General features: G+C 68.7%; 10 protein-coding genes, 1 pseudogene and 1 riboswitch. Of the genes and pseudogenes, 10 read left to right on the forward strand and 1 reads right to left on the reverse strand.

Features of this window, described 5'->3' with window-relative positions:
- Nucleotides 1-13: 13 nt before the first annotated feature.
- Nucleotides 14-1009, forward strand: coding sequence for a nucleoside triphosphate pyrophosphohydrolase (locus ACIQM3_RS33480; protein ID WP_401631063.1), 996 nt, complete (start codon nucleotides 14-16; stop codon nucleotides 1007-1009).
- A gap of 107 nt (nucleotides 1010-1116) precedes the next feature.
- Here ACIQM3_RS33480 and ACIQM3_RS33485 read toward each other — a convergent pair whose 3' ends face one another.
- A complete protein-coding gene (locus ACIQM3_RS33485; protein WP_401521834.1) occupies nucleotides 1117-2352 on the reverse strand; it encodes a cytochrome P450 in 1236 nt (411 codons plus the stop codon).
- 402 nt (nucleotides 2353-2754) lie between these two features.
- Between ACIQM3_RS33485 and ACIQM3_RS33490 the strand changes: the two genes are divergently transcribed.
- The 9 genes and pseudogenes from ACIQM3_RS33490 (at nucleotide 2755) to ACIQM3_RS33530 (ending at nucleotide 13009) form a co-directional block, all read left to right on the forward strand.
- Complete coding sequence (locus tag ACIQM3_RS33490) at nucleotides 2755-4788, forward strand: recombinase family protein (RefSeq protein ID WP_401631065.1); 2034 nt, start codon at nucleotides 2755-2757, stop codon at nucleotides 4786-4788.
- Nucleotides 4789-4832: 44 nt separating this feature from the next.
- Nucleotides 4833-5132 (forward strand): annotated as a pseudogene (locus ACIQM3_RS33495) (cytochrome P450); the annotation flags it as partial.
- 105 nt (nucleotides 5133-5237) lie between these two features.
- Entirely contained in the window at nucleotides 5238-6230 is a 993-nt protein-coding gene (locus ACIQM3_RS33500) for a transglycosylase family protein (RefSeq protein ID WP_401631067.1), read from the forward strand.
- Nucleotides 6231-6520: 290 nt separating this feature from the next.
- Nucleotides 6521-6692, forward strand: a riboswitch (cyclic di-AMP (ydaO/yuaA leader).
- Complete coding sequence (locus tag ACIQM3_RS33505; RefSeq protein WP_401631069.1) at nucleotides 6693-7385, forward strand: transglycosylase family protein; 693 nt, start codon at nucleotides 6693-6695, stop codon at nucleotides 7383-7385. It abuts the riboswitch before it with no gap.
- Nucleotides 7386-7716: 331 nt separating this feature from the next.
- Entirely contained in the window at nucleotides 7717-9003 is a 1287-nt protein-coding gene (eno, locus tag ACIQM3_RS33510) for a phosphopyruvate hydratase (protein ID WP_014155837.1), read from the forward strand.
- Nucleotides 9004-9097: 94 nt separating this feature from the next.
- On the forward strand, nucleotides 9098-9568 hold the full coding sequence (locus ACIQM3_RS33515; RefSeq protein ID WP_362942444.1) for a septum formation initiator family protein: 471 nt from the start codon (nucleotides 9098-9100) through the stop codon (nucleotides 9566-9568).
- Between the two features lie 70 nt (nucleotides 9569-9638).
- Nucleotides 9639-10184 (forward strand): DUF501 domain-containing protein, encoded by a 546-nt coding sequence (locus ACIQM3_RS33520; protein WP_401631278.1) that lies wholly within the window; start codon nucleotides 9639-9641, stop codon nucleotides 10182-10184.
- Between the two features lie 34 nt (nucleotides 10185-10218).
- Nucleotides 10219-11160 carry an exopolyphosphatase gene (locus ACIQM3_RS33525; protein ID WP_401631072.1) on the forward strand — a complete coding sequence of 314 codons (942 nt, stop codon included), beginning with the start codon at nucleotides 10219-10221 and terminating at the stop codon, nucleotides 11158-11160.
- Between the two features lie 448 nt (nucleotides 11161-11608).
- A complete protein-coding gene (locus ACIQM3_RS33530; protein WP_401631074.1) occupies nucleotides 11609-13009 on the forward strand; it encodes an NAD(P)/FAD-dependent oxidoreductase in 1401 nt (466 codons plus the stop codon).
- The last annotated feature ends 148 nt before the right edge of the window (nucleotides 13010-13157 follow it).

The following is a 13157-nucleotide window of genomic DNA, read 5'->3' on the forward strand; positions in this document are numbered from 1 at the left end:
GTAGGTTCGGGGTGTGAACGCTGAAGACCCCGGCCGTATCGTCCTGCTCACCGCCAGCCACCGGGTCGCCCCCGGGCTGCTGTCCTGGCCCGCCTGGCAGACGCTGCACGCGGCGGACCGCGTGCTGTGCGCCGAGTCCGGCCATCCCCAGCTGCCGTATCTGCGGGAGGCGGGCGTGGCCGTGGAACACACCGCTCCCTCGGCCGAGGAGCTGGTGGACGACTGCGCGGGCGGCCGGACCGTGGTGGTGCTGGTGGGCGGCGAGGGAAACCAGCCGCTCACCGACGGCCTGGCCCGGCTCGGCGGCTCGGGCCGGGTGCAGATGCCGGACCTGGAGCTGCTGCCCGGTTCGTACGACCTGCCCGGCGCGCGGCTCCTGGACCTGGTCCAGGTCATGGACCGGATCCGGCTCGAATGCCCGTGGACCTCGCAGAAGACGCACGAGGGCCTCGCGAAGTACGCCATCGAGGAGGCGTACGAACTGGTCGAGGCCATCGAGGACGGCGACCGCGAGGAGCTGCGCGAGGAGCTCGGCGACGTACTGCTCCAGGTCGTCTTCCACGCCCGGATCGCGCAGGAGGACCAGGAGGAGCCGTTCGGCATCGACGACGTCGCGGCCACGATCGTCGAGAAGCTGATCCACCGTCATCCGCATGTGTTCGGCGACGAGACCGCCGAGACCCCGGAGGACGTCCACGCGCACTGGCTCCGTACGAAGGCGATCGAGAAGCAGCGCGAGTCGGTCACCGACGGGGTGCCGCTCGGCCAGCCCGGCCTGGCGCTGGCCGCCAAGCTCGGCAGCCGGGCCCGGGCCGCGGGCCTCGGCACCGCGCTCCCCGAGGGCGACGGGATCGGCTACCGGCTGCTCGCCCTCGCCGTGGAGGCCGAACGGGACGGCACCGACCCGGAGGCCGCCCTGCGGGCCGCCGCCCGCGCCTACCGGGACGCGATCCGGGCGGCGGAGGGCCTCGGAGGGCCCGATGCGGCTCCGGAAGGCGTCGAGAAGTGAACGACAGCCCCGGGACGCCCTCCACGCCCGACGCGGCGCCCGAACTCTTCACCTGGGAGTTCGCCGGGCCCGTGCGGCGGGGGCCCTCGCAGGCTCGCCTCCGGCCGTCACTCAGGAGTGAACTCCACTGGCAGCGTGCGTAGGCCGCGCATGATGAGGCCACCCCGCCATCGCAGGTCGTCGGGGCTCGTGGCCAGCTGAAGGTCCGGTAGACGACGGAACAGGGTCGCCAGCGCGGTGCGGCCCTCCAGCCGGGCGAGCGGAGCTCCCAGGCAGTAGTGGATGCCGTGCCCGTACCCGAGGTGCTGGTTGTCGCGACGGGAGAGGTCGAGGGTGTCGGGCTCCTTGAAGCGGGCGGGATCGCGGTCAGCCGCAGCGAGTACGACCAGGACCGGATCGCCCTCGTGAATCTGCTGTCCGCCGATTTCGAGTGCCTCGGTGGCGTAGCGCCAGGTGGCAATTTCCACCGGGCCGTCGAAACGCAGCAGCTCTTCGATTGCGGTGTCCAGGAGGGCGTCGTCACCTCGGACGACAGCATCTTGGAAAATGGAGCGCTGTGCGGGGTTGTGGAAGAACGCGTGTGCGCTGTTTCCGATCAAGTTGATGGTTGTCTCGAAACCCGCAAAGAGGATGACGAAGCACATGGCAGCGGCCTCGTTCTCCGTGAGGTGCTCGCCGTGGTCGCTCGCCCGGATCAGGTCGGAGATCAGGTCGTCGCCGGGATTCTTCCTCTTCCGGTGGATCAGTTCGGCGAGATAGCTGCGGATCTTCTTCACCGACCGGGCTACGCCGCCGCGAGGGCCGCCACCGTGCCGGATCATCATTCCTGCCCAGTCCCTGAATTCGTCCTGGTCCTCGCTAGGGACTCCGAGCAGATCGCAGATCGCATAGATGGGCAACGGGAACGCGAAATCGTGGATGAGGTCCGCCTCTCCCCGGTCGGCGAAGCCGTCGATGAGGCGGTCTGTCAGCTCCTGCACGCGTGGTGCGAACTCGGCGACTCGGCGTGGGGTGAACGCCTTGGACACGAGTCGGCGCAGCCGGGTGTGATCGGGGGGGTCGATGTTCAGCAGGTGCGTCATGAGGTTGGCGCTGCGTTCCCCGGGGATGCCGGTTTTGCTCTTCCCCTGTGCGTCTTCGGCGTGGTGTGCCGGGTTCTTCGAAAGGCGGCTGTCGGCGAGGGCCTGCCGGGCATCCGCGTAGCGGGTCACCAACCATGCCTCGACACCGCTGGGCAGCGTGGTGCGGTGCACGGGGCTGTGCTCGCGGAGCGAGGCGTACGCGGGATAGGGGTCGGTGGCGAACTCCCAGGTGAAGAGTTCCGGCGACGGGGTGTGGTTCACCTGACGACGGTATCCGGCGGGCGTATGGGCGCCACCCCCGCCCTGGCTGTGCCCGTCCACGAGGGGCGCCCACCCCGGGGCGCCCCGCCGTTCTTCAGTCTGCAGCCGTACCGGCCCTTGCCTTGTGCGGGGGCCTTTTACGCGACCTTTGTCAGAAGGCGAGAAATCGCAAAACAATAGAAGGATTTGATGATTATCTTGTATGCGTTCCGAAGGTTGATGTCTTCGTAACCCCGCGAAAGGTGCTGGCGATCCTTTCAGCTCCTCTGCGAATCGCCGACTGAGGTACGCTCCCCATAAAAAAGCACCGGCCCCAAAGCGCTTGGCTGAGCGCGATGAGGCCGGGACCTTCCCGGCGGTGACCCAACACCCCGGGGACGGAACAGTCTGGGAGGACTGAACATGCCCATTGTGGCACGCCCGTACCCGCATGCACCCGCTGCGATCGTGGTTGCGAAGTACACCCGCGTCTCCACCGCGGAGCAAGTTGACGGCTTTGGCCTCGAAGACCAGGACGGAATTTCCAACGGGTGGCTCGATCGCCGCCCGGACGTCACTGTGTACGACGAGTATGTTGACGAAGGGGTATCCGGTGCCTTGGAGACCCGCCCGGAGATGGGGCGACTCGTTCGCGATGCCCGCCAGCAGTGCTTCAACCGCATCCTCGTCCCCAGGATCGACCGCATCGGCCGCACGGCCCGCGCTGCTTACCAGTGGGCGTGGAGCATGGCCGACCTCGGCATCCATTTCATCTCCGTGGACGAAGGCATCGATACCAGTACGGACTCCGGCTGGTCCCAGTTCACGCAGTACGTCACCTTCTCCGAGCGGGAGTGGCGACGCATCGCGGAGCGCACCTCGGCCGGCCGTGAACTGAAGATCAGCTACGGGGGCTGGCCCGGCGGCCCCGCGCCTTACGGCTACACGAGCACCAAGGACGCCTCCTGGGTCGGGAAGCGCCGGAAGGAGTTCAGCGTCCTCGTCACCGACGAGCACGAGTCCATGGTGCTCGCCGTCGCTGTTGAGCTCATCACCGACCAAGGCGCGAGCCTCACCAAGGCCTGCGACGAGCTCAACAAGCGCAAGCTCTTCACCCGTAGCGGAGTGCCCTGGACAGTCGGAAACCTACGCAACCGCCTTTACAGCGAGACCATCCACAACGGATACGTGGTCTACCGCAAGACTGACCGAGGCAGTGGCAGGAACACGACGCTGCGCTACCCCGACGGCACGCCTGTCCATGGCGACCAGGTGAAGATCGGCGTGCCGGCCATCTTCAGCGAGGATCGCGCCCGGTGCCTTATGGCGGCGCTGAAGAAGCTTGGCTTCCAAAATGGTCGTATCGGCGACCAGGTCTATCCCTTGAGCGGACGCATCAAGAGTATGTGCGGCGAGGTTTACACCGGCGCCGGCCGCCGCGGTGGGGATGCACGCGCCTATCGGTGCAGAGGAATGATCAACGGGGGTGAGCCGTGCGGTGAACCGTCCTTCAACGCCGCTGAGATCGAGGATGTGGTCTGGGCCGAGTTGTCCAAGATCATGAAGGACGGAGCGGGTCTACGGGCGATGGCGGCCGAGCGGGTGAGCGGCGTGCCTGGTGACAAGGAGAAGTACGAGGGGTGCGTTACCGAGTTGGCCGGCAGGATCTCGGCGCAGCAGGACCTCATCGACCAAAGGGTTCCTGAGTACGTCAAGGCCGGTGTGGACCCGGTCGTGCTCAAGGCATCCGTGAGAGAGCTGCAACAGGAGCTGGAGGAATACCGCAGGCAGAAGGCCTTCGCGGAGCACTGGCTGGAGGAGTGCGCAGCCAACGAGCGTCAGGCGCGCGACCTGATCGAAATTGCGAACCGTACTCGTCGCGGCCCCGACAGCATGACGCTGGAGGAGCGCAGGGAGGTCTTCGAGATGCTCGACATCAAAGTCGTGCCAGGGGCGATGGAGGTCATCGCGAAACCGGGTGTCAAGTGCGCGGTGAGCCAGTGGCACTGGGAGACGGGGACGCTTGTTCCGCCGGACCCGACCGACGAGGAGTGGGAGGCGGTTCTCGCGATCCTGCACACGTACTTCGACGCCAGAGCCAAAAAGCACTTCATGACGAAGCATGACATTCGTGCCCAACTCTGCGGCATGCTTTACCGTCTCCGGCTCGGCCTGTCCTGGAAGGACATGCCCCTCACCTGGGGGCCGATCGACCCCATGAGGTCGCGCCAGCTCAAGTGGTGGCAGAAGGGTGCCTGGCCCGAGGTCATGGAGTCCCTCGGCGCAGACAAGAGGGGAGTGGTGGCATATCGGCGACCGACGCTGCCTCAGCTCGCTGTCATCGGTCAGCTTCGGCCCGGGGTGCTGGCGGTGGTGCGGACCGGCGAGAGCCGGGCCGTGAGCACTGCCCCCGAGGTGGTCGAGGCGGATACCCCTACGTCACCTCCTTCTCTCTGATGTCGGCCCGGTCGTGTCGTGGCATCAAGGGGCGGATGCACTGCGCCGACCGGGACCCGGAGCGGTTCCAGGATGCGGACACCCTGGATCTCGCGCGCAGCGACAATCAGCACCTCGGATACGGGCACGGCATCCACTACTGCCTGGGGGCGCCGCTGGCGCGGCTGGAGGGTCAGGTGGCGCTGGCGACGCTGTTGAGGCGCCTTCCCGACCTGCGGCTTGCTGCGGAACCTGCCGATTTGCGCTGGCGCGGCGGGCTCATCATGCGCGGACTGCGCACCCTTCCCGTGGAGTTCGGTCCCGGGCGCCCGACGGAAAAAAGTGACAGCCTGTCAACTCTGTGACTTTCACGTGATCTCCGCTGCATCGACTTGTGACACACGTTCGAGTACGGCTAGGTTCACCGTTCGACTCACCCGTCACACGTCAGTCACACGGAAGGCAATCCCATGGGCTCCGCGACCGGCAGACACCGTCGCCCTCGTCAGGCACCCGCCATCGTCGTCGCCGCAGGCGTCACCGGATCGGCCATTGCCATCCCGCTGCTCAGCGCGGGCGGCGCGCAGGCCGCTGACGCGTCGACCTGGGACCGGGTCGCCGAGTGCGAGAGCGGCGGCATGTGGAGTGCCGACCTCGGCAACGGCTACTACGGCGGCCTGCAGCTCTCGGAGGACACCTGGTCGGCCTACGGCGGCACGGCGTACGCGCCGCGCGCCGACCTCGCCAGCCGCTCGCAGCAGATAGCGGTCGCGGAGAAGATCCTGGACGACAAGGGGCCGCAGGCGTGGGCCAGCTGCTCGGTGATCTCCGGGCTCTCCCTGGACGCGGGTCTGCCCGGCGTCGACCCGGGCAGCGAGGAGTCCGCTGAGCCCTCCGCCGAGCCCTCGGATTCGGCGACGCCGTCCGGGACGCCTTCCTCCGACGCGACCGACCCGGCGGACAGTTCGGACGAGGCCGCCGGCTCGGACGACTCCGACGCGACGGGCGAGGCGGGCCAGGACGCGTCCGACGGTAAGACGGACGAGGGCGACGACGCCGGCTCGACGCCGTCCGCCACTCCGTCCCCCGAGGCCTCCGGGACGTCCGGCGCCCCGAAGGGCGACACGGCGACGGACGACACGGCGAACGGCGGCAAGCACCGCGGGACGCCGGCCCCCGAGGCGAGCGCCCGGCCGGGCCAGGACGACGGGCGCGAGTCCGGCCGCCACGCCTCGCGCGGTGAATCCGACGCGCGTCAGGGCGCGGAGGGGGCGTACACCGTCCGCGAGGGCGACAACCTCTGGGCGATCGCCGACGTGCAGGAGCTTCCCGGCGGCTGGACCGCGCTCTACGCGGCCAACAAGGACGAGCTGGGCTCCGACCCGGACCTGATCCTCCCCGGCCAGACCCTCGACCTCGGGACGGACGCGCGGGGCAGCCGGGCAGAGGCCGCCGCCAACTGATCAAAAGCGTGAAAACACCCCGAAAGCGGGGGTAGTTCAGAGGCCTATGTCCACTTATGCGTAAGTGAGACATGGGTCTCTTTGCTTCAACTGGCGCGCCCGGTCCGCCCGGTCCGTCCATATTGGCTCCGACCTGCGAAAACGTCCCTTCGCGTCGGGCCGTTACGGGCTGATCACCCGTTATGTCCATCTTTGAATGTGGGGGTTGCGTGTGTTTACGGTCGGAGCCGCTCGCACCGCGGGCACCTTCGACCGTCACGCCGAATCCTGCCGTCGGCCGAAGGGAACCGACGCGTAAAGCGCCGTAGGCAGGAGCGGGGGACCCAGGTAAGTGCCGGACCCGGCCGTCGGAAGACGGGCGGAGACACGGCTAGGGGTGAAGTCGTCCGAGAGTGAGGGCGACCGGGCAACTCACAGGCCCGAACCCGACAGCTCACCTCGTAGGCGTCGGTGAGGAGAACCATGCTGCTTTCCAGCAAGGGCAAGCACCGTCGCCCGTCCAAGGCCGTCCGTGTCGCGACCCTCGCCGGTGTCGCCGGTGCCGCCGTCGCCGTACCGCTGATGGGCGCGACCGGCGCCTCCGCCGCCTCCGTCGACACCTGGGACGCCGTCGCCCAGTGCGAGTCGGGTGGCAACTGGTCCATCAACACCGGCAACGGCTACTACGGCGGCCTGCAGTTCTCGCAGTCCAGCTGGGCGGCCGCCGGCGGCACCCAGTACGCCTCCCGCGCCGACCTGGCCTCCAAGGACCAGCAGATAGCCGCCGCCGAGAAGCTTCTCGACCTTCAGGGCCCGGGCGCCTGGGCCTGCGCCGGTGCCGGCGGTCTGACGAACGACGGTGTGGACCCGGGTGTCGACACCGGCTCCGGGAAGAACGGCGACACGGCCCCGCAGGCCGCGCCGGAGCGCAAGGCCGAGCAGCCCACCACGCGCAGCGAGAAGCGCACGGCGCCGGAGAAGACCGTCACCACCCCGACCGGCGAGAAGGTCGAGAAGGGTGACGGCGAGTACAAGGTGAAGTCCGGCGACACCCTTAGCAAGATCGCCGACGCGAAGAAGGTCAAGGGCGGCTGGCAGAAGCTGTTCAAGCTGAACGACGACATCGTCGACAAGGCCGACCTGATCTTCCCGGGTCAGCAGCTCCACCTGAAGTAGCCGAACCCGAAGCAGTCGGTGACAACCCCGGGGTCTTCCTCCTGCCCCGGAGCCCGGCCCGGCGCGCAGGCCCCCCGCGCGCCGGGCCGGGGCCGTGTCCGCACCCCTGGCGGGGTGCGGACACGGGCTCGCCGCAGGGGTGAGCGTTCAACTGTTGTGGTTACTCGTCAGTAGAATTCTGGAGCTTTGCCCGGAATGCAGGCCCTTGGGTCCTTTTTCGTCCCAGGGGACGGGCGGACGGCCGACGGAGCGCGCCGGGCCGGTTAGGCTCGTGGCGCAAGGCCACAGTGACCCTGCACAACCAGTGTCAGATCCCAGAAGGAGATGCCTCGTGCCGTCCATCGACGTCGTCGTAGCCAGGGAAATCCTCGACTCCCGGGGCAACCCCACGGTCGAGGTCGAGGTTGGCCTCGACGACGGCAGCACGGGACGTGCTGCTGTTCCGTCCGGCGCCTCCACCGGTGCGTTCGAGGCCATTGAGCTTCGCGACGGTGACCCCAACCGCTACCAGGGCAAGGGCGTCGAGAAGGCCGTCCTCGCCGTGATCGAGCAGATCGGCCCGGAGCTCGTCGGTTACGACGCCACCGAGCAGCGCCTCATCGACCAGGCGATGTTCGACCTGGACGCGACCGAGAACAAGGGCTCCCTCGGCGCCAACGCCATCCTCGGTGTCTCGCTGGCCGTGGCGCACGCCGCGTCCGAGGCCTCCGACCTCCCGCTGTTCCGCTACCTCGGCGGCCCGAACGCGCACCTGCTGCCCGTTCCGATGATGAACATCCTGAACGGCGGCTCGCACGCCGACTCCAACGTGGACATCCAGGAGTTCATGATCGCGCCGATCGGCGCCGAGTCCTTCTCCGAGGCCCTGCGCTGGGGTGCGGAGATCTACCACACCCTGAAGAAGGTCCTGAAGACCAAGGGCCTGTCCACCGGTCTCGGTGACGAGGGCGGCTTCGCCCCCAACCTCGAGTCCAACCGCGCCGCCCTCGACCTCATCCTCGAGGCCGTCAAGGAGGCCGGTTACGTCCCGGGCCGCGACATCGCGCTCGCCCTCGACGTCGCCGCGTCCGAGTTCTACAAGGACGGCGTCTACGAGTTCGAGGGCAAGTCCCGCTCGGCCGCCGAGATGACCGAGTACTACGAGGAGCTCGTCTCCGCGTACCCGCTGGTCTCCATCGAGGACCCGCTGTACGAGGACGACTGGGCGGGCTGGAAGGTCATCACCGACAAGCTCGGCTCCAAGGTGCAGATCGTCGGCGACGATCTGTTCGTCACCAACCCCGAGCGCCTCGCCCGCGGCATCGAGGAGGGCTCGGCCAACGCCCTGCTCGTGAAGGTCAACCAGATCGGTTCGCTGACCGAGACCCTGGACGCCGTCGAGCTGGCCCAGCGCAACGGCTTCAAGTGCATGATGTCCCACCGCTCCGGTGAGACCGAGGACGTCACCATCGCCGACCTCGCCGTCGCCGTGAACTGCGGTCAGATCAAGACCGGCGCCCCGGCCCGCTCGGACCGCGTCGCCAAGTACAACCAGCTGCTGCGCATCGAGGAGATCCTCGACGACGCCGCGGTGTACGCCGGTCGTTCGGCGTTCCCGCGGTTCCGCTTCGAGGGCTGACAGCCCGAGTCCGGAGCACCAGCCTCCGTCCGTCCCCGCATCCGGTCCCGTACCGTGTGCGGGGACGGACGTGCGTAACGGGGAGGCGTGAGACATGGCCGGGAAGGACCGCGACCGGTTCTCCACCGCGACCAGGCTGCGGCTGCTCGGTGAGCAGACGGCGGCCCGCGTCTACCGGTCCCAGAACCGCCGCCAGGCCCGCCGCTCGCGGCTCACCGGGCGGGCCGCGTTCCTGGCGCTGATCGTCTGCTCCCTGGTGGTCGCCCTCGCGTATCCCATGCGGCAGTACATCTCCCAGCGCGACCAGATCGCCGATCAGGAGAGGCTCTCGCGGGAGGCGCACGAGCGGACCGAGGAGCTGCGTGACGAGAAGGCGCGGCTCAAGGACGACGCGTACATCCGCCGTCTCGCGCGCCAGCACCTCCACTACGTGCTGCCCGGCGAGACCGGTTATACGGTGGTCGACCCGGACGCGGCCGAGGTGCGCCGTGGGGAGCCGGGGGCGACGGGGCGGCCCTGGCACTCGAACCTCTGGGACGGCGTCGACAGCGCGGACCGCGAATGACCTCGCGTACGCACCGAGCCGGCTCCCCGCACCACTTCATACAGTCCGATCGATGACATTCAAGGCAGGCATGGACACGCCCCCTCCGCAGACCGAATCCACCACGCCCACCGCCGCGGACATCGCCGCGTTCGAGCTCCAGCTCGGCCGGCCGCCGCGCGGGCTGCGCGCCATCGCGCACCGCTGCCCCTGCGGCAACCCGGACGTGGTCGAGACGCAGCCCCGTCTGGAGGACGGCACGCCGTTCCCGACGACGTATTACCTGACCTGTCCGCGTGCGGCGTCGGCTATCGGCACGCTGGAGGCCAACGGGGTCATGAAGGAGATGACCGAGCGGCTCACCACGGACCCGGAGCTGGCCGCCGCCTACCGTGCCGCGCACGAGGACTACATCGCGCGGCGTGACGCCATCGAGGTCCTGGAGGGCTTCCCGAGCGCGGGCGGCATGCCGGACCGGGTGAAGTGCCTGCACGTGCTGGTCGGCCACTCGCTGGCGGCGGGCCCCGGGATCAACCCGCTGGGCGACGAGGCGATCGCGATGCTGCCGGAGTGGTGGGCGAAGGGTCCGTGCGTCACGCCGTGCGGCTCCGACGACACCGGACCCGACGCCTCCTGATCCGCCGCGGTACCCGTACAACCACAGGAGCCCCATGACCCGCGTTGCCGCCATCGACTGCGGTACCAACTCCATCCGCCTGCTCGTCGCCGATGTGGACCCCGCCACCGGAGAGTTCACCGAGCTCGACCGCCGGATGCGGATCGTCCGGCTCGGCCAGGGCGTCGACCGGACCGGCCGGCTGGCCCCCGAGGCGCTGGAGCGCACCTTCGACGCCTGCCGCGAGTACGCGGACGCGGTCAAGGAGCTCGGCGCCGAGCGGATCCGGTTCGTCGCCACGTCCGCCTCCCGCGACGCGGAGAACAGCGACACGTTCGTCCGCGGCGTCCTGGACATCCTGGGGGTCGAGCCGGAGGTCGTCACGGGGGACGAGGAGGCGCAGCTCTCCTTCGACGGCGCCACCAAGGAACTGGTGGGCAGCGACCACTTGGAGAAGCCCTACCTCGTCGTGGACATCGGCGGCGGCTCCACCGAGTTCGTCGTCGGTGACGACCGCGTCCGCGCGGCCCGGTCCGTGGACATCGGCTGCGTACGCATGACCGAGCGTCACCTGGTCCTGGACGGGGTCGTGGTGGACCCGCCAACGCCCGACGGGATCGCCGCGATCCGCGCGGACGTCGGTGCCGCCCTGGACCTGGCCGAGGAGAGCGTGCCGATCTCCTCGGCGGCGACGCTCGTCGGCCTCGCCGGGACGGTCACCACCGTCGCCGCCATGGCGCTCGGGCTCGAGGAGTACGACTCCGAGGCGATCCACCACTCCCGGGTCTCCCTCGCGCAGGTCCGGGAGATCACCGTGCGGCTGCTCGCCTCGACGCACGAGGAGCGTGCGGCGATCCCCGCGATGCACCCGGGGCGGGTCGATGTGATCGCCTCGGGGGCGCTCGTCCTGCTCGCGGTGATGGAGCGGACCGGTGCGCGGGAGGTCGTCGTCAGTGAGCACGACATCCTCGACGGGATCGCCTGGTCGGCGGCCTGATCACAGCGCGGACGCCGGTGCGGTGAGGTGGCGCTCAAACGCTTTCCGGCCTGCACCTTTGAGCTTGTGGAGCCCTCTCCGGACCCGTTCGGAGGGGGCTTTCGCGAGGCGCCCCGACGAACTTCGTGAACTTCTTCACAAGGAATTCGGCCCTACCGGGCGAAGTTCTGCTCCTGGAGGGCGGCACGGGCCGCCCGGAGGCCCGTGCGGGGGTGCTGCGGGAGCGTTTCAGGGGTGTGGCGACGGCATGTCCTCGGTGGGTGGTTCATCTTGCCGGAGGGCTCAAGGGCCAGCTCACAAGTGGTGAACAACGTTCGCCGGAGCGTCGTGGTTCCCCGTCCGCACCATGACCTGGGTCACGTGGGCGGCGAAGTGTAGCAGAGGGTGGCGCATACCTTGTGAAGGGGCTCACGAGCATGCCCCCCGAGGGGGGTGGATACTCGATGGCATGAGCACCACGGAGCGTCCCAGGATCCTCGTTGTAGGCGGTGGGTACGTAGGCCTGTACGCAGCTCGTCGCATTCTGAAGAAGATGCGGTATGGAGAGGCGACCGTCACGGTCGTCGACCCGCGCTCGTACATGACGTACCAGCCCTTCCTCCCCGAAGCTGCTGCCGGCAGCATCTCGCCTCGGCATGTCGTCGTCCCGCTGCGACGCGTGCTGCCCAAGGCAGAGGTTCTCACCGGCCGTGTCACGACCATCGATCAGGACCGCAAGGTCGCCACGGTCGCGCCGCTCGTCGGCGAGGCCTACGAGCTGCCCTTCGACTACCTGGTCATCGCGATGGGCGCGGTCTCCCGCACCTTCCCGATCCCCGGCCTCGCCGAGCAGGGCATCGGCATGAAGGGCATCGAGGAGTCCATCGGTCTGCGCAACCACGTCCTCGAGCAGCTGGACAAGGCCGACTCGACGACCGATGAGGACGTCCGCCGCAAGGCGCTGACGTTCGTCTTCGTGGGCGGCGGCTTCGCCGGCGCGGAGACCATCGGCGAGGTCGAGGACATGGCGCGCGACGCGGCGAAGTACTACACGAGCGTGAAGCGCGAGGACATGCGCTTCATCCTGGTCGACGCCGCCGACAAGATCCTTCCCGAGGTCGGCCCGAAGCTGGGCGCGTACGGCAAGGAGCACCTGGAGAGCCGTGGTGTCGAGGTCTACCTCTCGACCTCCATGGACTCCTGCGTCGACGGCCACGTGGTGCTGAAGAACGGCCTCGAGGTCGACTCCAGCACGATCGTGTGGACGGCCGGCGTGAAGCCGAACCCGGCGCTGGCCCGCTTCGGTCTGCCGCTCGGCCCGCGTGGTCACGTGGACACCTCCGAGAAGCTCCAGGTGCAGGGCACCGACTACATCTGGGCCGCGGGCGACAACGCCCAGGTGCCGGACATCGTCGGCCGCCGCGCCGGCAACCCGAACGCATGGTGCCCGCCGAACGCCCAGCACGCGCTGCGCCAGGCGAAGGTCCTCGGCGACAACGTCATCTCCGGCATGCGGGGCTTCCCGCAGAAGGAGTACAGCCACGCCAACAAGGGTGCGGTCGCCGGTCTCGGCCTGCACAAGGGCGTCGCGATGATCGTCATGGGCAAGGTGAAGATCAAGGTCAAGGGCCGTCTCGCCTGGTACATGCACCGCGGCTACCACGGCATGGCCATGCCGACCTGGAACCGTAAGATCCGGATCTTCGCGGACTGGACGCTGGCGATGTTCCTGAAGCGCGAGGTCGTCTCGCTCGGCGCCATGGAGACTCCGCGCGAGGAGTTCTACGAGGCCGCCAAGCCGAGCCCGGCCCCTGTCGCGGCCAAGGCCGACGACAAGAGCACGACCGGCGAGAAGGCCAAGGCCTCCTAGCGCCTGTACGGAACCGAAGGGGTCGTCCGCCATCCGTGGTGCGGACGGCCCCTCCGGCGTTCCTGGACCCCGTGAAACTAGATGGCAAGTGCAGCTATTTTGCCGTTCCATTGCCCGGGAACGGGATGGCGCGGGCGCGGGAGGACGT

The organism is Streptomyces sp. NPDC091271 (assembly GCF_044757505.1).
Lineage (GTDB): Bacteria > Actinomycetota > Actinomycetes > Streptomycetales > Streptomycetaceae > Streptomyces.

Coding starts and splice junctions, on each gene's coding strand:
- ACIQM3_RS33490 (WP_401631065.1), top strand. CDS start 2,755: ATGCCCATTGTGGCACGCCCGTACCCGCATGCACCCGCTGCGATCGTG.
- ACIQM3_RS33500 (WP_401631067.1), top strand. CDS start 5,238: ATGGGCTCCGCGACCGGCAGACACCGTCGCCCTCGTCAGGCACCCGCC.
- ACIQM3_RS33505 (WP_401631069.1), top strand. CDS start 6,693: ATGCTGCTTTCCAGCAAGGGCAAGCACCGTCGCCCGTCCAAGGCCGTC.
- ACIQM3_RS33515 (WP_362942444.1), top strand. CDS start 9,098: ATGGCCGGGAAGGACCGCGACCGGTTCTCCACCGCGACCAGGCTGCGG.
- ACIQM3_RS33520 (WP_401631278.1), top strand. CDS start 9,639: ATGGACACGCCCCCTCCGCAGACCGAATCCACCACGCCCACCGCCGCG.
- ACIQM3_RS33525 (WP_401631072.1), top strand. CDS start 10,219: ATGACCCGCGTTGCCGCCATCGACTGCGGTACCAACTCCATCCGCCTG.
- ACIQM3_RS33530 (WP_401631074.1), top strand. CDS start 11,609: ATGAGCACCACGGAGCGTCCCAGGATCCTCGTTGTAGGCGGTGGGTAC.